Source organism: Nostocoides vanveenii (assembly GCF_039531165.1).
Lineage (GTDB): Bacteria > Actinomycetota > Actinomycetes > Actinomycetales > Dermatophilaceae > Nostocoides_A > Nostocoides_A vanveenii.
In genome coordinates this window covers 1-17725 of record NZ_BAAAPN010000049.1, presented here as the reverse complement: position 1 = coordinate 17725, position 17725 = coordinate 1, and the positions used below count along the sequence as shown (strand labels likewise).

Annotated in this window: 16 protein-coding genes and 1 tRNA gene; 8 read left to right on the top strand and 9 right to left on the bottom strand. The window is 69.1% G+C overall.

Going from position 1 to position 17725, the window contains the following annotated elements:
- Nucleotides 1–82: 82 nt before the first annotated feature.
- Nucleotides 83–159 (bottom strand) — tRNA-Met (locus ABD209_RS10825).
- A gap of 63 nt (nucleotides 160–222) precedes the next feature.
- Complete coding sequence (locus ABD209_RS10820; RefSeq protein WP_344065966.1) at nucleotides 223–3216, bottom strand: UPF0182 family membrane protein; 2994 nt, start codon at nucleotides 3214–3216, stop codon at nucleotides 223–225.
- Nucleotides 3217–3287: 71 nt separating this feature from the next.
- Between ABD209_RS10820 and ABD209_RS10815 the strand changes: the two genes are divergently transcribed.
- Nucleotides 3288–3812 carry a PPA1309 family protein gene (locus ABD209_RS10815; RefSeq protein WP_324385622.1) on the top strand — a complete coding sequence of 175 codons (525 nt, stop codon included), beginning with the start codon at nucleotides 3288–3290 and terminating at the stop codon, nucleotides 3810–3812.
- Between the two features lie 63 nt (nucleotides 3813–3875).
- Here the strand turns inward: ABD209_RS10815 and ABD209_RS10810 are convergent, their stop codons facing one another.
- Nucleotides 3876–4937 carry a YlbL family protein gene (locus ABD209_RS10810; protein WP_344065963.1) on the bottom strand — a complete coding sequence of 354 codons (1062 nt, stop codon included), beginning with the start codon at nucleotides 4935–4937 and terminating at the stop codon, nucleotides 3876–3878.
- A complete protein-coding gene (locus tag ABD209_RS10805) occupies nucleotides 4934–5395 on the bottom strand; it encodes a molybdenum cofactor biosynthesis protein MoaE (protein WP_324385620.1) in 462 nt (153 codons plus the stop codon). The genes ABD209_RS10810 and ABD209_RS10805 overlap by 4 nt, the downstream gene beginning before the upstream one ends.
- Before the next feature lie 95 nt (nucleotides 5396–5490).
- Here ABD209_RS10805 and ABD209_RS10800 point away from each other — a divergent pair, with 95 nt between their 5' ends.
- From ABD209_RS10800 to ABD209_RS10790, 3 genes are read left to right on the top strand one after another with little or no spacing between them, the layout of a single operon-like run.
- The gene (locus tag ABD209_RS10800; protein WP_344065959.1) at nucleotides 5491–6891 is read left to right on the top strand and encodes a zinc-dependent metalloprotease; all 1401 of its coding nucleotides are present in this window, start codon (nucleotides 5491–5493) and stop codon (nucleotides 6889–6891) included.
- The gene (locus tag ABD209_RS10795) at nucleotides 6888–7475 is read left to right on the top strand and encodes an NUDIX hydrolase (protein WP_344065956.1); all 588 of its coding nucleotides are present in this window, start codon (nucleotides 6888–6890) and stop codon (nucleotides 7473–7475) included. Before ABD209_RS10800 ends, ABD209_RS10795 begins: the two co-directional genes overlap by 4 nt.
- 29 nt (nucleotides 7476–7504) lie before the next feature.
- Nucleotides 7505–7630 carry a hypothetical protein gene (locus ABD209_RS10790; RefSeq protein ID WP_344065953.1) on the top strand — a complete coding sequence of 42 codons (126 nt, stop codon included), beginning with the start codon at nucleotides 7505–7507 and terminating at the stop codon, nucleotides 7628–7630.
- 33 nt (nucleotides 7631–7663) lie between these two features.
- On the opposite strand, the gene ABD209_RS10785 is transcribed toward ABD209_RS10790, so the two are convergent.
- Nucleotides 7664–8200 carry a M48 metallopeptidase family protein gene (locus ABD209_RS10785; RefSeq protein ID WP_344065950.1) on the bottom strand — a complete coding sequence of 179 codons (537 nt, stop codon included), beginning with the start codon at nucleotides 8198–8200 and terminating at the stop codon, nucleotides 7664–7666.
- Between the two features lie 168 nt (nucleotides 8201–8368).
- Between ABD209_RS10785 and ABD209_RS10780 the strand changes: the two genes are divergently transcribed.
- From ABD209_RS10780 to ABD209_RS10765, 4 genes are all read left to right on the top strand, one after another.
- On the top strand, nucleotides 8369–8530 hold the full coding sequence (locus ABD209_RS10780; RefSeq protein WP_324386036.1) for a DUF5679 domain-containing protein: 162 nt from the start codon (nucleotides 8369–8371) through the stop codon (nucleotides 8528–8530).
- 117 nt (nucleotides 8531–8647) lie between these two features.
- Nucleotides 8648–9511 (top strand): hypothetical protein, encoded by an 864-nt coding sequence (locus ABD209_RS10775; RefSeq protein WP_344065947.1) that lies wholly within the window; start codon nucleotides 8648–8650, stop codon nucleotides 9509–9511.
- Between the two features lie 21 nt (nucleotides 9512–9532).
- Entirely contained in the window at nucleotides 9533–10867 is a 1335-nt protein-coding gene (locus ABD209_RS10770) for an ABC1 kinase family protein (RefSeq protein ID WP_344065943.1), read from the top strand.
- A gap of 94 nt (nucleotides 10868–10961) precedes the next feature.
- Nucleotides 10962–11531 (top strand): HhH-GPD-type base excision DNA repair protein, encoded by a 570-nt coding sequence (locus ABD209_RS10765; protein ID WP_324386039.1) that lies wholly within the window; start codon nucleotides 10962–10964, stop codon nucleotides 11529–11531.
- A gap of 255 nt (nucleotides 11532–11786) precedes the next feature.
- Here the strand turns inward: ABD209_RS10765 and ilvC are convergent, their stop codons facing one another.
- The 4 genes from ilvC to ilvD form a co-directional block, all read right to left on the bottom strand.
- On the bottom strand, nucleotides 11787–12818 hold the full coding sequence (gene ilvC / locus ABD209_RS10760) for a ketol-acid reductoisomerase (RefSeq protein WP_344065940.1): 1032 nt from the start codon (nucleotides 12816–12818) through the stop codon (nucleotides 11787–11789).
- Nucleotides 12819–12948: 130 nt separating this feature from the next.
- Nucleotides 12949–13461, bottom strand: a complete 513-nt coding sequence (ilvN, locus tag ABD209_RS10755; protein ID WP_324386041.1) for an acetolactate synthase small subunit — start codon at nucleotides 13459–13461, stop codon at nucleotides 12949–12951.
- Nucleotides 13462–13491: 30 nt separating this feature from the next.
- Nucleotides 13492–15387 (bottom strand): acetolactate synthase large subunit, encoded by a 1896-nt coding sequence (locus ABD209_RS10750; protein ID WP_344065936.1) that lies wholly within the window; start codon nucleotides 15385–15387, stop codon nucleotides 13492–13494.
- Nucleotides 15388–15630: 243 nt separating this feature from the next.
- The gene (gene ilvD, locus ABD209_RS10745; protein WP_344065934.1) at nucleotides 15631–17475 is read right to left on the bottom strand and encodes a dihydroxy-acid dehydratase; all 1845 of its coding nucleotides are present in this window, start codon (nucleotides 17473–17475) and stop codon (nucleotides 15631–15633) included.
- Between the last annotated feature and the right edge of the window lie 250 nt (nucleotides 17476–17725).

Genomic DNA, 17725 nt, shown 5'->3' with positions numbered 1-17725 from the left:
GGACAACCCTTCTGCCGGGACGGCGAACCGCCCGAAAATGCGTCAAGGCCCGGGAGAAGTCCGGGCCTTGACAGTGACGCTGTGGTAGCGGGGGCAGGATTTGAACCTGCGACCTCCGGGTTATGAGCCCGGCGAGCTACCGAGCTGCTCCACCCCGCGTCGGTGACACCACCATACGTGACCGGGGTGAGGCACTCCAAATCGCGATGCGCCTCACCTGCGTCATGAGGTGGCCGTGGGCGGCGGTGTGCTCGGGATGGTCACTGATCCGCCCTTGGGCGCGGCGGCGATGGCCTTGTCCAGTGCCGCCTTGAGCCGGTCCTGGGCCTCGCCGTATGCCGTGAAGTCGCCCTTGGCGAGAGCGCTCTGGCCCTCCTCGAAGGCCTTCTTCATGTCCGCGAGGGCGGCGGCAAGGGCGGCATCGTCGCCGCTGCCCGAGGGCGGCGGGGTCGGGCCGGAGCCCGGGTCGGAGTCACCGGGGCTCGCGCCGGACGTGCCGCCGAAGAGGCCGTCGAGCGCGCCGGTGAGGGTATCGGACCAGGCCAGCTTGTCGCCGAAGGCCGCCACCGTGACCCGCGAAAGCGGATAGGCCGACGTGGTGTTCGCCGAGACATAGATCGGCTGGACATAGAGCAGTCCGCCGCCGACGGGGAGGGTCAGCAGGTTGCCGAGCGTGACCCGCGAGCCCTGCTGTCGGTTGTTGTTGAGGAACTGGCTCAGCGTCAGGGAGAAGCCCGGGCTGTTGTCGTTGGAGGAGTTGATGTCGTTCTGGACCTGCCCCGGGCCCTTGATATTGGAATCACGGGGCAACTCCAGCAACCGCAGGGTGCCGAAGCCGGGGGCCTTCTGGCCGGCGACCGACCCGGCATCGGCGTCGACGGCAAGGAAGCCCGAGAGCACCTGCCGGTCACCCGTAGGCATGAAGGTCGTCGTCAAGGAGAAGCTCGGTTTGGGCTGCCCGGGCATCGCCAGCGTGAGGTAGTACGGCGGCTGGAATACCTTCTGATCGCTCTGCGCCGGGTCGTCCGGAACCCGCCAATAGTCCTGCTTGGAGTAGAAGGACAAGGCGTCGGTGACGTGATAGCGGCTGAGCACCAGGCGCTGGATCTTGAACAGGTCCTCGGGGTAGCGCAGGTGCGACATCAGCGATCCGCTGATCGCCGAGAGCGGTTCGACGGTGCCCGGGTAGGCCCGTGACCAGGTGCGCAGCAACGGATCGGCTTCGTCCCAGGCATACAGATGCACGGTGCCGTCATAGGCGTCCACGGTCGCCTTGACCGAGTTGCGGACGTAGTTGACCTGCCCGGCTCGGATGGCGGTGACGCTTCGGACATTGGCTGTCGTGGAATCCGAGGTGGCCGTGCTCAGGCTCTCCAGCGCGGAGTAGGGGTAGTTCGCCGTGGTCGTGTAGCCGTCGACGATCCACAACACCTTGCCGTCGACGACCGCCGGGTAGGGGTTGCCGTCGAGGGTGAGCCAGGGCGCGACCCGCTGGACCCGCTCGAGCGGCGTGCGGTGATCGAGGATCTTCGAGCCGGAGCCCACGGCGTCGGAAAGGAGGAAATTGAACTCGCGGTACTTGACGGCATACGCGGCCTGGCGCAGGAAGGAGCCGATCGGCACCCCGCCGGAGCCGGCATAGGTCGTGTTCGCCTGGCCCTGAGGGGAGGCGTCGTCGGGATAGTCGAGCTCACGCGGGGCCTTGCCGGGCAGCCCACCGACGATGGAGTAGTCGGGCGACTGCTCGCCGAAGTAGATCCGCGGCTCGAACTTGCCCAGTGTCTCGGTCGGCGGGATATTGCGGACGGCAAAGACCGGCTGGCCGTCCACGCCGCGGCGGTTGCCGTAGGCGGCCACCAGGCCGAAGCCGTGGGTGTAGACCGTGTGGTCGTTCAGCCAGTTGCCCGGCCCACCCGGGATGCCGCCGAGCGCGAGTTCGCGCACGCCGATGACGATGTCGGACTCCTTGCCGTCGATCTGGTAGCGATCGACGTCGAGGGCATCGGGGAAGGTGTAGAAGTTCTTCAGCGCCTGGAGTTGCCGGAAGGTCGGGGCAACGACGATCGGATCGACCAGACGGATGCCCGGCACGGTGGCGCTGTCATTGCGCAACTGCCCGGAGGAGGCTTCGGTCTTCGCGCGGTAGACCTGCGGCTCAACGCCGTCCAGTCCGTAGGCCATGCGGGTCGCGTCGATATTGCGTTGGAGGTATCTGGCCTCCAGGGACTTCTCGGACGGGTTGACGCGCACCGACTGGATGATCGCCGGATAGATCCCGCCGACGAGGACCGAGGTCACCACGAGCAGGCCGACACCGATGATCGGCAGCCGCCACGACTGGGTGAAGATCGCCGCCAGGAACAGGCCCGCGACGATCACGCACGCGACCGTGAGGATCAGCTTGGTGGGCAACACGGCATGCTCGTCGGTGTAGCCGATGCCGGTCATCAGCTTCGACTGCTTGGTCGCCAGGGCATAGCGGTCGACCCAATAGGCCCCCGCACGCACGAGGGCGAGGACGGCGCCGAGAACGGCGAGGTGCGCGATCGCGGCCCGCGTGGACTGGCCACGGCCAGGCAACTGCAGGCCGCCGTAGACATAGTGGGTGAAGGCGGCGGCGACGAAGGCGGCGATCAGCGACATCGTCAAGAAGCCGATCATCGCCTGCAGCCACGGCACCGTAAAGACGAAGAACGACAGGTCCCGCCCGAATTGCTCGTCGGTGGATCCGAAGGGCACCTGGTTGCGCCAAGCCAGGTAGGTGCGCCACTGCCCGGACGCCGCCAGTGCACCGAGGATGCCCAGCACGGCCGGAATGCCGAAGAGGGCGACGCGGCGAACCGGCTCGATCGCCTCGCGATACTGCTCCAGGCTCTCGTTGCTCGTCGTGACCGGGACATAAAAAGGCCGCTGCCGATAGGCGATGAGCAGACTGGCGAAGACCAGCCCCGCCACGAGGACGAAACCCAACACGCCCAAGACGATGCGGGTGAGCACGGTGGTGGTGAAGACGCCCGCGAACCCGACCGAGTCATACCAGAGGATGTCGGTCCACAGGCCGGCCAGCGAGGCGGCGAGCAGGACGATGACGCCCACAATGATCAGGGTCGGGATCAGCGGGCCACGGCGAGCGACCCGCGGCTGGGCCGGCCGTCGGGGGGCCGGGCGCGCGGGCTCCTCGGGTTGGTCGGCCGTCGGCCAATCGGAATCGCTCACGAGGGCAACTTACCTACCCGAACTGACAAGCCCGGAACTGCGGGGGCGCTCGCCTGCGGCACGATGTCGGTATGCCGTCCCCCGAAGCCCCCGATTCGCTGCAGGTCGTCGCCGTCGAAACCGAACGTTTCGTCGCCGGTGCGGGGTGGGATCAGCCGCCGCGGCTGTTCGCCCTGGTGCCTACCCGAGAGTTGACCGAGGCAGCGCCGCACCTGGGCCTGGCCGAGTCCGAGTCCGCCGCGGAGGCGGACCTGAGCGCCGTCGAACAGGAGGGCTTCGAGGCACCCGATCTCCAGCGGGCGCTGGCCGGTATCGCCTGGCCGGATGCCGTGGCCGGGGTCGCTCTGGCCGTGGAGCGCGTGGTGGTGCCGCCGGAGGCGGAACAGGATCTCCCGGGCGACCCGGACGCGGCCCTCGCCGCCCTGGCGGCCCATCCGGGGCGCCGCGATGTGCGCATCCTGGCCGCCGTCCATCGGGACGGGCGCTCGACCTGTGTGCTGCGGCAGCGGGCCTACGACTCGGACGACATGGTGGCCACCGGGCGGGACATCGCCGCTGGCCTGCTGGGCGCCCTGGCCGGCACGCTGCGCGACTGACCCCCGTCGAAGGGCCGGTTCAGCCCCTTCGAGAGGCCGGTTCAGCCCCGTCGAAGGGCCGGTTCAGCCGCAGCGCGGCAGATCGCTCCCGCCGGCAGCGATCTCATCGACGGCGTGCACGGCGTCGTCGAAGGTGGCGATCCGGACGACCGTGATGCCTTCGATCTGCTCCCCCGCGAGATCGCGGCAGTTGTCGGCTGGGGCGAGGAAGTACGTCGCGCCGGCCTCCTTGGCGCCGACGATCTTCTGCCGGATGCCGCCGATCGGGCCGACCTCACCGGCGTCGTCGATGGTGCCGGTGCCGGCGATCTTCTTGCCGCCCGTCATCGCTCCCGGCGTGAGGATGTCGCGGACAGCGAGCGCGAACATCGTGCCGGCCGAGGGACCGCCGACATCGCCCGCATCGATGGTGACCTCGAAGGGATAGTCGTAGACCGGCTGCATCCGCACCCCGAGCGCGGTGACGCCCTCGACCGTCGTCGTCCGGGCGCTGACATCCTGGTCCTTGCCGGCTCGGCGGATGGTCAGGCGCACCTCCTGACCGGACGTATGTGCGCGGACGAGCCGCTGGATGTCGGCCAGGCTGGCGATGGTCGTCCCGTCCACAGCGAGGACGATGTCGTCGGGCTTGAGCACCGCGGCAGCCGGGGTGCCCTCCGCGACCGAGGCAATGGCATACCGGGTGGTAACGGTCTTGCCGATGCTGCGCAGAGCGACGGCGGTCGCCTCCTCCTGGCTGGAGGTCATCTCGGCGGCGTTGCGCTCCTTGACCTGTTCGGACGTCGTCCCGGGAGCGAAGAGTTGGTCCTCGCGATAGATCTCCGCGCTCGAGCTCAGGTAGGCGCCGAGCAGGTCCCAGGCGTTGACGCGGCGGCCGGGGCCACCAGAGACCGACACGGTCGTGAAGTCGAGGGCGCCCGTCGTGGGATAGGTGGGTGCACCGACGACGGTCACCAGGGGTTTACCGTCGCTGCCCTTGCCGAGCGTGTTGGTCGCCGGACCGGGGCGAAGAACGGCATACGGCAAGGGGATCAGCGCGATGATCGCGGCGAGCGCGATGCCGAGGAAAGCCGCCCACAAGGCGGCGGCAGTGCGGCGGGTGATCCGCAGCGGGTCCGAGGTCACGGCAGGCCCACCCATTCGTCGCTGCCGTCGCTGAAGGCCTGGTGCTTCCAGATGGGCACGGTCGACTTCAGCGTGTCGATCAGGTCGCGGCCCGCGTCGAAGGCTGCCCCGCGATGCGGCGCCGCTACGCCGATGACGACGGCGATGTCGCCGATCGCCAGATCGCCCGCCCGGTGCACGGCAGCGACCGCCCGCACGTCGTATGCCGTGGCCACCCGCTCGCAGACGGCCGCCATTCGCTCGCGCGCGGCCGGGTGGGCCTCGTAGTGCAGCCCGTCGACGCCGCGACCGTGGTCGTGATCGCGCACCCGGCCGACGAAGAGCACCTGGCCGCCGCAGGCCGGATCGGCGATGGCGCTCAGCACCTCGTCCACCGAGAGCGGCGTCGAGCGGATCTCGCAGAGCGCGAGGCGGGCCGGCGGGCGCGCGGCGCCCTCGGACGCAACCTCATGGGGCATACGCGTGGACTCCTTGTCGGTGACGGGAACGCATCGCCCCATCCGCGTGGTTGTCTTGGGTGACAGCCATTCTCTCAGGGCAAATAGGAGTAGCCGTGCCCGACGATCTCGACCCCATCGACGACGCCACCCCGGACCCCGGTTCGGGCTTGCCGCCGGAGATGCTCGACGCCCTCAAACGGATGACCGGCAGTGCAGACCTGCCGCCGGAGATGGTGGAGCAGTTCGCCGCGATGGGGCTGGGCAGTATCCCGGTCGGCCAGTTCGAAGGGCTGATGACCCAGGTGCAGTCGATGTTCGCCGGTCCCGACGAGGGGCCGGTCTCGTCGACGGTGGCGACCGACGTGGCCCGCAAGGTCGTCGCGGCCGCAGGCGATCCGTCGATGGGGGCGCGGGAGGCCGACCTGGCGCGCGAGGCAGTCCATGTCGCCGATCTCTGGCTCGGTCAGGTCACCGAGTTGGAGGCACCGGGCCTGCGGGGAGTCGCCTGGTCACGCTCGGAGTGGATCGAGGACACCATGCCGGTCTGGCACGAGATGGTGGCCCCCGTCGCCCAGGGCGTCAGCCGCGCGCTCGCGTCGGCGCTGACGGCACAGCTGAGCGGGGACGGCTTCGAGGCGATCTCGGGGATGCTGCCTCGGGGCACCAACCCGGCTGCGGCGATGGGTCAGATCGCGCCCATGATGGAGCGCGTCGGGTCCTCGATGTTCTCGATGCAGCTGGGGCAGGGCCTTGGTGCGCTCGCAGGTGACATCCTCACCGGGACCGAGGTTTCTCTGCCGCTGACCAGCGATGATGTCGTCGCATTGGTCCCGGCCAATATCGCGGCCTTCGCCGAAGGCCTGGAGATCGAGGCGGACGAGGTCTGGCTCTATCTCGCGGTGCGCGAGACGGCGCGCATGCGGCTCTTCCGCGCCGTGCCGTGGCTGGAGGCGCAGCTGCTGGTCGCCGTGCAGGACTACGCCCGGGATATCGCCATCGATACCGACGCGATCGAATCGGCCCTGACCGGCATGGACCCCACCGACACCGAGGCGCTGCAGGCGCAACTCGCCGACAAGCTCTTCTCGCCCACGCCGACCGGGAGCCAGCAGGCGGCGCTGGTCCGGCTCGAGACGTGGCTCGCGCTCATCGAGGGCTGGGTCGACGTCGTCACCGATCAGGCGGCCGCAGCCCACCTGCCGCGCGCGGCGGCGCTCGGTGAGACGGTGCGGCGACGCCGGGCCACCGGCGGGCCGGCCGAGAAGACCTTTGCCAGCCTGGTCGGACTGCAGCTGCGGCCGCGCCGGCTGCGGGACGCGGCGAATCTCTTCGCCGCCCTCGAAGCGGCCGGTGGCGTGGCCATGCGCGACGGTGCCTGGGCGCACCCCGACCTCGCGCCCAGCGGGGCCGACCTGGACGATGTGCTCGGCTATGTCGAACGCCGGCAGACGGCGTCCGGAGGCGATGACGTCGACGCCGCCTTGGAGGCCCTGCTCAGAGAGGAGACGCTGTGAGGGGTGCCCCTCCGCCCGCCCTGCGTCACCTCTACGACGATGTGCTGGCCGTACTGCTGCGGTGGTCCGCCCCGAACCAGACCCAGGAGCAGTTGCGCCGCAGCTTCATGGCGACCCTGGCCCAGGACCCGAGCGCGGTCGCCAAGAGCGGACCGCCGGCCCATATCACCGCTTCGTGCCTGGTGCTCAGCGCCGACGGCAGCCGGGTCTTGCTCCATCTGCACGGCAAGGCGGGCATTTGGCTGCAGTTCGGCGGACACCTGGAGACCACGGACGCCAGCGTCTGGGACGCGGCCCGCCGCGAAGCCACCGAGGAGTCTGGCCTCTTCGGCCTCGACCCGTGGCCCGACCCGATCGACCTGGACCGGCACGCCTTGGGCAATCGCTTCGGCACGTGCAGCGAGCACCTTGACATCCGCTTCCTCGCCGTCGCGCCGGCGGGATCGGCGCCCCTGGCCAGCGACGAGTCCACCGACATCGGCTGGTTCCCGGTCGATGCGCTCCCGCCGGATGTGGCGCCGGACGTCCCTCGGCTGATTGCCGTATGCCGTGACCACCTCGCCGCGGCGGCCCGCCGCGGCTGAGGGAACGGCATACGCCTCGCTGCGATGTGGTGACGTCGCCCGACGCCGCGGGCGCCGCCGGGCGGTGCGGGGCGAGGGCGGGAACGGCATACGCCTGGCTGCGGCTGATGCGCAAACGGCCACACGGCTCGCTCGGCGTCGGCCCGTTCGCCTGACGCACGGCGGAAGACGAACCCGAGGTCGCACGGTCATTCGTTCACGACGTCATCGGCCTCCTCGCCCGGCTGCCAGCCGGCGCCGCGGCTGACTCCGTCGAGGTAGCCGCGGGCATAGTCCATCCGGGGGTAGCGCCCCACCAATGCCCAGAAGCGCGGACCGTGATTGGCCTCCAGCAGATGGGTGAGTTCGTGGACGACGACATAGTCGATCACCTCGGCCGGCATCCCCTCTAGTCGGGACGAGACCCGGATGGTGCCAGTGGTCGGTGTGCACGAGCCCCACCGGTGTTCTTGATTGTCGACCCAACGAACGCTGGTCGGCTGCGCCCGTCCGCCCAAGAACTGCTCGGACAGCCTCCGAGCCCGGTCCAGGAGAGCCTCGTCTGACAGGGCGGGCGCTCGGCCGGCCTTTTCCACCTTGGCCACCATCCGCGTGACCCATTCCTTCTCCTGCGCGCTGGATAGCCCGGCCGGCAGCAGCACGACGATCCGGTCGCCTTCCCGACGTGCCGACACGGTGCGGCGGCGGCGGGCGCTGCGGCGGATCTCGACGTGTCTCTGACTCATAGCGGCACTGTAAAGGCGGGGTCCGACAACGCCCGTCGATCCAGAAACCAGGCAGCGGCGCGCTCGTTCCTGGCACTCGCATGCGGGATCTGTGTTCTAAGGTGGAGCGATCCGCCTGGCGACCGAGCCCCGCGGAGCAAGCCATGATCCACCTAAGGAGTTACCCTGATGTCAGACGAGACTTACAAGGGCGAGTTCTACTGCGTCAAGTGCAAGGCCAAGCGTGAGGCCGAGGGCAAGATCGTCATCTCGGAGAACGGGCGCCGCATGGCCAAGGGCAAGTGCCCGGAGTGCGGGACCAATCTCAACCGCATCCTCGCGAAGGCCTGACCGCCCAAAACCTCGGAGGGGCGTTGTCCACATGCTGTGGACAAGGCCCCTTCTGTTGTGTGCGGGGTCTGCGAGAGTTGGCGAAGCGATGACTCACCCCGACCGGAAGGCGGCGGCATGCAGGCCTGGCCCCGACTCGTGTCGTCCTTGCCGCCGCTGACGCGGCTGGACGGAAGCATCCAGTTCGGACTGGATCCAAGCACCGGCATCCGGCTCACCGGCCTGACCGAGACTGAGGTCAGCTGGATCCGCGAGCTCGACGGCGGGCACGACCCCCTGCGGGAGGGGCGCCGCCTCGGCTTGCAGGAATCCCGGCTGACGGCGATTCTGCGAGCGCTGCGCGATCACGACCTACTCGCCGAGGCCGCCGGCGTGGGCGCGCGCAGCCACGATCACCGGGCCGAAGGTCGCCCCGCGCGCCGTGCCGCAGCGCGGGTCTGGGTGCAGGGACGTGGCCTGACCAGCGCCCGTCTTGCCGATCTGCTGCGGGCCGACGGCGTGGGCAAGGTGGAGCGTTTTGCCGAACCCGACGACACCCGCGGGCAGCGGCGCAACCCGTCGCTGGCCATCCTGGTGTCCGAGACTCCTGTCAGCGGCGCTCAGGCGCGTGCGTGGCTCGGGCGGCGCATCCCCCATCTGCCCGTGGTCGTCACCGCTCGTTCGGCCACGGTCGGCCCGTTGATCCTGGCTGACGGCAGTCCCTGCCTGCGGTGCGTCGAACTCGGGCGCACGGCGCGCGATCCCTCCTGGCGAACGCTGGCCGCTCAGTCCGAGATCCACGCTGCAGGCGAGATTTCCGCGGCCGACGACGGCCTCGGGGCGATCGCCGCGGGCCTCGCCGCCACCATCGCGCGCGCCTTTCTTGACGGCCGGCCGCCCGCTCGCGGTGTGGCGATCGATATCGGCTCGCCGTGGCCGAGCACGCGCCAGCACCGGTGGTCCGCGCACCCGGATTGCGCGGCGTGCTGCGCCAAAGCGTGAGCGCACCTGCACAATGAACACGTGAGTGAACTTCCGCGGCGCACGGCGCAACGCACGGCCAAGCTCGCCTCGCTCCCACTGGGGATGGCCGGGCGGGGCGCCATCGGCCTCGGCAAGCGCGTCGGCGGGCGGCCGGCGGAAGCCGTCGCCGCCGAGTTCCAGGCCCGGACGGCCGAGCAGCTCTTCACCGTGCTCGGTGAGCTCAAGGGCGGCGCGATGAAGGTCGGTCAGGCTCTCTCGGTCATGGAAGCCGCCATGCCCGAGGAATGGGCCGCCCCCTATCGCGCCACCTTGACCAAGCTGCAGGAGGCCGCTCCCCCGCTCCCGCCGGATCGGGTGCACGCCGTGTTGGCCGCCGAACTCGGACCGCGCTGGCGGACAGCGAATTTCCGCGAATTCGACGACATCCCCTCGGCGGCCGCCTCGATCGGGCAGGTGCACAAGGCCGTCGCCTTGGATGGTCGCGAGGTGGCCGTCAAGATCCAATATCCCGGGGCGCGCGAGGCCCTGCTCAGCGATCTGGCGCAGCTGTCGAGGGTCGCCCGGCTCGCCGCGGGGTGGATCCCCGGGCTCGACATCAAGCCGATCATGGCCGAGTTGCGCTCGCGGATGAGCGAGGAACTCGACTATCACCTCGAAGCCGAGCACCAGCGCGCCTTCGCGGCAGCCTTTCGCGACGACCCGGATTTCGCCATCCCCGACGTGGTCCTCGACACTCCGGCGGTGCTCGTGGGCGAGTGGCTGCACGGTGTGCCGCTCTCGCGCATCATCGCCGAAGGCGACCAGCAGACCAGAGACGCCGCCGCGCAGCTCTATCTGGAGTTCTTGCTGGTGGGGCCCGGGCGCGCAGGTCAGTTGCACGCCGACCCGCACCCGGGAAACTTCCGGATCACACCGGACGGCCGGCTCGGGATCCTGGACTTCGGCGCGGTCAACCGGCTGCCCGGCGGCCTGCCGACGTCCATCGGCCGGCTGCTCACCCTGGGGCTCGCGGGCGACGCCGAGGGGCTGGTCAACGGCCTGCGCGCCGAAGGTTTCATCAAGCCGACGATCGCGGTTGACCCGCAATCGGTGCTCTCCTACCTGGGCATGTTCATCGAACCGCTGACCTATGACCGCTTCACCTTCGACCGCGCGTGGCTGCGCTCGGTGACGCTGCGGATGAACGACGTGCGCCGGCCCGAGTGGGCGGTCGGTATGAAGCTCAACTTGCCACCCGAGTACCTCCTGATCCACCGCGTCTGGCTCGGCGGCATCGGGGTGCTGTGTCAGATCGGCGGCACTGTCTCTCCCCGAGCCGCACTCGCCGCCTATCTGCCCGGCTTCGACCTCGCCGCGCTCCCGCCCGGGCGGTAGAGCGCCCCCAACTCCGCCCGGGCCGACTCATGGCGCGTTGAACTCCTCAGCCGCGCGCGAATCGAATGCGTCCGGCGTGGGTAGCCTTGCCGGCATGCCCGAGATCAGGATCGCCCAGGATTCGCACGCCGACCAGGTGCTCAGCACCGATGCCTTCGGCCTCCTGGTGGGGATGCTCCTGGATCAGCAGTTCCCGATGGAGCGGGCATTCGCCGGACCGGCCAAGATTCTCGACCGCTTCGGCACCCTGGATCCGGCGGCGATCGCTGCGGCCGAGCCGGAAGCCTTCGCCGATCTGTGCGCGACGCCGCCCGCGATCCACCGCTACGGCCGCTCGATGGCCGGCCGGGTGCAGGCGCTCGCGCAAGTGGTCGTCACGGCATACGACGGCGATGCGGCCCGCATCTGGACCACGAGCAACGACACGCGTGACCTGCTGGCGCGCCTGAAGGCGCTGCCCGGCTTCGGGGAGCAGAAGGCGAAGATTTTCGCTGCCCTCCTCGGCAAACAACTCGGCGTCCAACCGCCTGGCTGGCGCGAGGCCATCGGCCCGTATGCCGAGCCCGGCAGCTTCCGCTCCGTCGCCGACGTCGTCGACGAAGAATCCCTGCTCAAGGTCCGCGAGTTCAAGCAGGCCGCCAAGGCCGCGGCGAAGAACACCTAGCCGGGCCAGCCGGCTCGCCGGTAGGGGGCGAGGGCCGGTCGGGCGAGCCTCGCAGCGGGAGTCGTCGGGGGTGGCGCACACTGGATGGGTCTGGCGGGAGCCTGACCGAGCGCCAGCGAGGGAGGGCGGATGGAAGGTGTGCGCCATCCCCGACTACGGTCGCGACCCGTGCCGCACTTCCGAGTTACCCCCACGACCAGCACAAGCGACGCCCGCCACCCCGCGAGGGGTGACGGGCGTCGAACACAACGGCGGTCAGCGCGCGGCCGACCCCTCGACGTAGTCGGTGTCGCGCGAGGTGTCGACCCAGGCCATCAGCTTGCGCAACTCCCGACCAGTCGCTTCGATCGGGTGGGCGGCGCCCTTGGCGCGCAACTCCTTGAACTCCGGCGCACCGGCGTCCTGATCGGCGATGAACCGGGCCGCAAAGGAGCCGTTCTTGATGTCGGCGAGAACGGCCTGCATGTTCGTCTTGACCGAGGGGTCGATGACCCGCGGGCCGGAGACGTAGTCGCCGTACTCCGCCGTGTCGGAGACCGACCAGCGTTGCTTGGCGATGCCGCCCTCGATCATCAGGTCGACTATCAGCTTCAGCTCGTGCAGGCACTCGAAGTAGGCCACCTCGGGCTGGTAGCCGGCCTCGACGAGCGTCTCGAACCCGTACATCACCAGCTGCGATGCGCCGCCGCAGAGCACGGCCTGCTCGCCGAAGAGGTCGGTCTCGCACTCCTCGGTGAAGGTCGTCTTGATGCCGCCGGCGCGTAGGCCGCCGATCGCCTTGGCGTAGGACGTGGCGAGCTCCCACGCCGCGCCCGACGCGTCCTGCTCGACCGCGACGAGGACGGGCACGCCACGGCCGTCGACGAATTCGCGGCGCACCAGGTGGCCGGGCCCCTTGGGCGCGACCATGACGACGTCGGCGCCGGCTTCAGGCATGATGTAGCCGAAGCGGATGTTGAAGCCGTGGCCGAAAAGCAGGGCGGCACCTTCGCGCAGGTTGGGCTGGATCTGCTCGGCGTAGACGGTGCGCTGGACCTGGTCCGGGGTCAAGATGACGACCAGGTCGGCTTCCTTGACGGCGTCGGCGACCGAGAGCACGCGCAGCCCCTCATCTTCCGCCTTGGCCCGCGACTTGCTGCCCTCGGCGAGCCCGACGCGGACGTCAACGCCGCTGTCGCGCAGATTCAGCGCGTGCGCGTGGCCCTGGCTGCCGTAGCCGATGACAGCCACCTTGCGGCCCTGGATCACCGACAGGTCGGCGTCGTCGTCGTAGAACATTTCGGCCATGAGGGCCACTCCTTGATTTCGTGTGGTTCCGAGGTTTACGAACAGCGTATGACGCACGCTCGCCACCCGCGGCGGCCGTCTCGCCGCCGCGGGTCGCCAGAGGTGTCCAGTGGTGAAACGTGGGCCGGAGTCAGGCCGAGCGCAGGGCGCGGTCGGTGATCGAGCGGGTGCCCCGGCCGATCGCGACGATGCCGGACTGGACGAGTTCCTTGACGCCGTAGGGCTCCAGGAGCGCGAGCAGGTCGTGGATCTTGTCGGCATTGCCGGTCACTTCGATCGACAACGCGTCGGGGGTGACATCGACGACGCGCCCGCGGAAGAGCTGGACGATCTCGATGACCTGGCTGCGGGTCGATGAGTCGGCGCGGATCTTGGCCAGGACGATCTGGCGCTGCACCGAGGACTCGCGGTCGAGTTCGACGACCTTGAGCACTTCGACCAGCTTGTTCAGTTGCTTGGTGACCTGCTCCAGCGGCAGGGCGTCGACGTCGACGACGACGGTGATGCGCGAGATCTCCGGGTGCTCGGTCGGTCCGACCGCGAGGGAGTCGATGTTGAAACCGCGCCGCGAGAAGAGCGCGGAGATGCGGGCGAGCACGCCGGGCTTGTCCTCGACGAGCACCGACAGGGTGTGCTTGGTCATGTTTTCTTCGATTCTCTTGGCTCTGCGTGATCAGCCGCGGGTGGTGCCGCTCGGGATGCCGTCGTGGTCGGCGTCGAGACCGCGCTCCTCGGCGTCGGACTCTTCGCGATCCCATTGCGGCGCAGTGTCTTTGGCGATCTGGATGAGGTCATTGCTGACGCCGGCGGCCACCATCGGCCACACCATGGCGTCGCGTTCGACAACGAAGTCGATGACCACCGGGACGTCGTTGATCTCCATGGCCTTGGTGATCACCGCATCCACATCCTCGGGGGATTCGCAGCGTAGGCCGACGCAGCCATACGCCTCGGCGAGCTTGACGAAGTCCGGCACGCGCATGCCGACGGATGTGTGCAGGTCGGTGTTGGAGTAGCGCTGGCCGTAGAAGAGCGACTGCCACTGGCGCACCATGCCGAGGCTGGAGTTGTTGATGATCGCGACCTTGATCGGGATCTTGTTGATCACGCAGGTGGCGAGTTCTTGGTTGGTCATCTGGAAGCAGCCGTCGCCGTCGATGGCCCACACGACCCGGTCCGGCGCGGCAACCTGCGCCCCCATCGCCGCCGGCACCGAATAGCCCATCGTCCCTAGGCCGCCGGAGTTGGCGAACGAGTCCGGGCGCTCGTAGCGGACGAACTGGGCCGCCCACATTTGGTGCTGGCCCACGCCCGGCACATAGATCGCCTCGGGACCGGCGATCGCGCCGAGCCGCTCGATGACGTATTGCGGCATCAGCGCATCGGAGCGCGGCGCGTTGTAGCCGACGGGGAAGGTGCGCTTCCAGCCCAGGGCCCGCTCGCGCCATGGCCCGTATGCCGTGGGGTCCACCGGGTGCGGGCCGGTCACCGCCTCGAGCAACTCGGCGAGAGTCGCCTTGCAGTCCCCCACGATGGGCACGTCGGCCACGCGGTTCTTGCCGATCTCGGCGGGATCGATGTCCGCGTGGATGACTTTGGCTTCTGGCGCAAAGGATTTCAGGTCACCGGTGACGCGGTCGTCGAAGCGGGCGCCGAGGGTGATCAGCAGGTCGGCCTTCTGCAGGGCGGTCACGGCAGCGACCGAGCCGTGCATACCGGGCATACCGAGGTGCAACTCGTGGCTGTCGGGGAAGGCGCCGCGGGCCATCAAGGTGGTGACCACGGGGATCCCGGTCGCCGCGACGAAGGCGGCGAGTTCCTCGCTCGCGCGGGCACGGATCACGCCGCCGCCGACATACAGCACCGGGCGCTTCGCGGCCGCGATCAGCTTCGCCGCCTCACGGATCTGCTTGGCGTGTGGCTTGAGAACCGGGTGATAACCAGGCAACGCGATCTTCGGTGGCCACGCGAAGGTGGTTTTTCCCTGGAGAGCGTCCTTGGAGATGTCGACGAGGACCGGGCCGGGACGTCCGGTGGCGGCGATGTGGAAGGCCTCCGCGATGACCTGCGGGATCTCGTCGGGGTTGGTCACGAGGTAGTTGTGCTTCGTGATCGGCATGGTGATGCCGCGGATATCGGCCTCCTGGAAGGCATCCGTGCCAATGGAGCCCGAGGAGACCTGACCGGTGATGGCCACGATCGGCACCGAATCCATATAGGCATCGGCGATCGGCGTCACGAGGTTGGTGGCCCCAGGGCCGCTCGTGGCCATGCACACACCGACCCGGCCGGTGGCGACGGCATACCCCTCTGCCGCATGTCCCGCGCCCTGCTCGTGGCGGACCAGGATGTGCCGGACCTTGGTGGAGTCCAGCAGAGGGTCGTATGCCGGCAGGATCGCCCCGCCGGGAATCCCGAAGACCGTGTCGGCGCCGACCGCTTCGAGGGAGAAGACGAGGGACTGCGCGCCCGTGCACTCGACGGGCTGGGCCTTCGGCGTGGCCTTGTGGGCCATCGTTGCCGGACTCGGGGCCGCGGGTCGCGCGGTCGAGCTATCTGTGGTTGTCATCTCGATCTTCCACTCTCGTTTCGGTTTTCGGTTGTGGCTGCCCAACAAAAAACCCCTCGGTCCGGTGGCGGACGTCGGGGTAGCGCGCTAGCTGCAGGAGCTATGCGCGCTTATCGAGTACGAGGAGGAAAGCCACGTCTGTCACTGTGCCTCTTCCCGTATGCCGCGTCAACGACTCCCCGAAGCCGTCTCACCTAACGGACGCGTGATCTCATCCACACCGCCTCGGGCGGGTGGCCCGGCTCACGGAACGAGCCGGACCGCACCGTCGGCAGCGGAGGTCGCCATCGAGGCATACGCCCGCAGAGCGGCGCTCACCGGGCGGTCACGATTGACCGGGGTGTACGGGCGCTCGCGCGCCACCTGCTTCGCAAGGCGTTCTGCCAGAACGTCATCCGGGACATCGAGGCCGATAGACCGCCCCGGGATGTCGATGGAGATCTGGTCCCCGTCCTCGACGAGCGCGATCAGCCCGCCACTGGCCGCCTCCGGTGAGATGTGACCGATCGAGAGTCCGGAGGTGCCGCCGGAGAAGCGCCCGTCGGTGATGAGCGCGCAGGCCTGGCCGAGGCCGCGGCCCTTGAGAAAGGACGTCGGGTAGAGCATCTCCTGCATCCCAGGCCCGCCCTTGGGACCTTCGTAGCGGATCACCACGACATCCCCGGCCTGCACCCGCTTGTTGAGGATGCCCTCGACGGCGTCGTCCTGGGACTCGAAGACGACCGCGGTGCCGGTGAAGCGCCATACGGCCTCGGGAACGCCCGCCGTCTTGACGACGCACCCGTCGGGGGCGACATTGCCGGTGAGCACCGCGAGGCCACCGTCCACGGTGTAGGCGTTGGCGCGGTCGCGGATGCACCCGCCGGCCGCGTCGGTGTCGAGACTCGCCCACCGGTTGGTGGTGGAGAAGGCCTCTGTGGTGCGAACGCCGCCGGGTGCCGCGTGGAAGAGTTCGAGCGCCTGATCCGACGCGCTACCACTGCGAATATCCCACTCCCCCAACCACTTATCGAGCGTCGGGCTGTGCACGGCGTGGACCTCGCGCTTGAGCAGACCAGCCCGGTCGAGCTCGCCGAGGATGGCCGGAATGCCCCCCGCCCGGTGCACATCCTCCATGTGGTACTTCGGGCTGTTGGGGGCGACCTTGGCCAGGCAGGGCACCCGCCGGCTGATCGCGTCGATGTCGGCCATGTGGAACTCGAGGTCGGCCTCGCGCGCCGCGGCCAGCAGATGCAGGACCGTGTTGGTCGACCCACCCATGGCGACGTCGAGGGCAAAGGCATTGGTGAAGGCGTCATGGCTCGCGACATTGCGCGGCAGCACCGACTCGTCATCGCCGTCGTAGTAGCGCCGGCACAGGTCGACAACGAGCGAGCCCGCGCGCAAGAAGAGGTCCTTGCGCGCCGCGTGCGTCGCGAGGGTGGAGCCGTTGCCGGGCAGCGAGAGCCCGATCGCCTCGGTGAGGCAGTTCATCGAGTTGGCCGTGAACATCCCGGAGCAGGAGCCACAGGTCGGGCAGGCGGAGCGTTCGATGACGCCGAGCTGGTCGTCGGTGACCGCGTCATTGGAGCTGGCGATCATGGCGTCGATCAGGTCGAGCTTCTCGTGGACGATGCCCTCGATGGCGACCGTCTTGCCGGCCTCCATCGGGCCACCGGAGACGAAGACGGTCGGGATGTTCAGGCGCAAAGCGGCCAGCAGCATCCCCGGCGTGATCTTGTCGCAGTTGGAGATGCAGACCAGGGCGTCCGCGCAGTGCGCGTTGACCATGTACTCGACGGCGTCGGCGATCAGCTCGCGCGAGGGCAGCGAATAGAGCATGCCCGCGTGGCCCATGGCGATGCCGTCGTCGACGGCGATGGTGTTGAACTCACGGCCTACCCCGCCGGCGTCGGCGACCGCGCCGGCGACGAGCTGGCCCATGTCCTTCAGGTGCACGTGTCCGGGCACGAACTGGGTGAAGCTGTTGGCGATCGCCACGATCGGCTTGCCGAAATCGTCATCGGTCATCCCGGTCGCACGCCACAGGGCGCGAGCGCCCGCCATCGTGCGGCCGTGGGTGGATGTGCGGGAGCGAAGCTGCGGCATACCGGCCATTCTCGCATCGCCGTATGCCGGGTGGGCCCGCGCGTCCGGCCGCCGGAAGCGCGCGCCTCCAACCCGTAACCGGCGCGCCTCAGCACAGGTTAGGCGTCCTCCAGCAGGGTCTACCGTGCTGGAGAACGCCTAACTGCTGCTAGGCCGTGTTACGAAAGTGACTAGCGGGATTGTCGGTGTGTCGCGAGGACGCGGTGAGGCCTCCGGGGTAACTCAGGTGGTGTCTACGCCATCGCGTTAC

Coding starts and splice junctions, on each gene's coding strand:
- ABD209_RS10815 (WP_324385622.1), top strand. CDS start 3,288: ATGCCGTCCCCCGAAGCCCCCGATTCGCTGCAGGTCGTCGCCGTCGAA.
- ABD209_RS10805 (WP_324385620.1), bottom strand. CDS start 5,395: ATGCCCCATGAGGTTGCGTCCGAGGGCGCCGCGCGCCCGCCGGCCCGC.
- ABD209_RS10785 (WP_344065950.1), bottom strand. CDS start 8,200: ATGAGTCAGAGACACGTCGAGATCCGCCGCAGCGCCCGCCGCCGCCGC.
- ABD209_RS10780 (WP_324386036.1), top strand. CDS start 8,369: ATGTCAGACGAGACTTACAAGGGCGAGTTCTACTGCGTCAAGTGCAAG.
- ABD209_RS10775 (WP_344065947.1), top strand. CDS start 8,648: ATGCAGGCCTGGCCCCGACTCGTGTCGTCCTTGCCGCCGCTGACGCGG.
- ABD209_RS10765 (WP_324386039.1), top strand. CDS start 10,962: ATGCCCGAGATCAGGATCGCCCAGGATTCGCACGCCGACCAGGTGCTC.
- ilvC (WP_344065940.1), bottom strand. CDS start 12,818: ATGGCCGAAATGTTCTACGACGACGACGCCGACCTGTCGGTGATCCAG.
- ilvN (WP_324386041.1), bottom strand. CDS start 13,461: ATGACCAAGCACACCCTGTCGGTGCTCGTCGAGGACAAGCCCGGCGTG.
- ABD209_RS10750 (WP_344065936.1), bottom strand. CDS start 15,387: ATGACAACCACAGATAGCTCGACCGCGCGACCCGCGGCCCCGAGTCCG.
- ilvD (WP_344065934.1), bottom strand. CDS start 17,475: ATGCCGCAGCTTCGCTCCCGCACATCCACCCACGGCCGCACGATGGCG.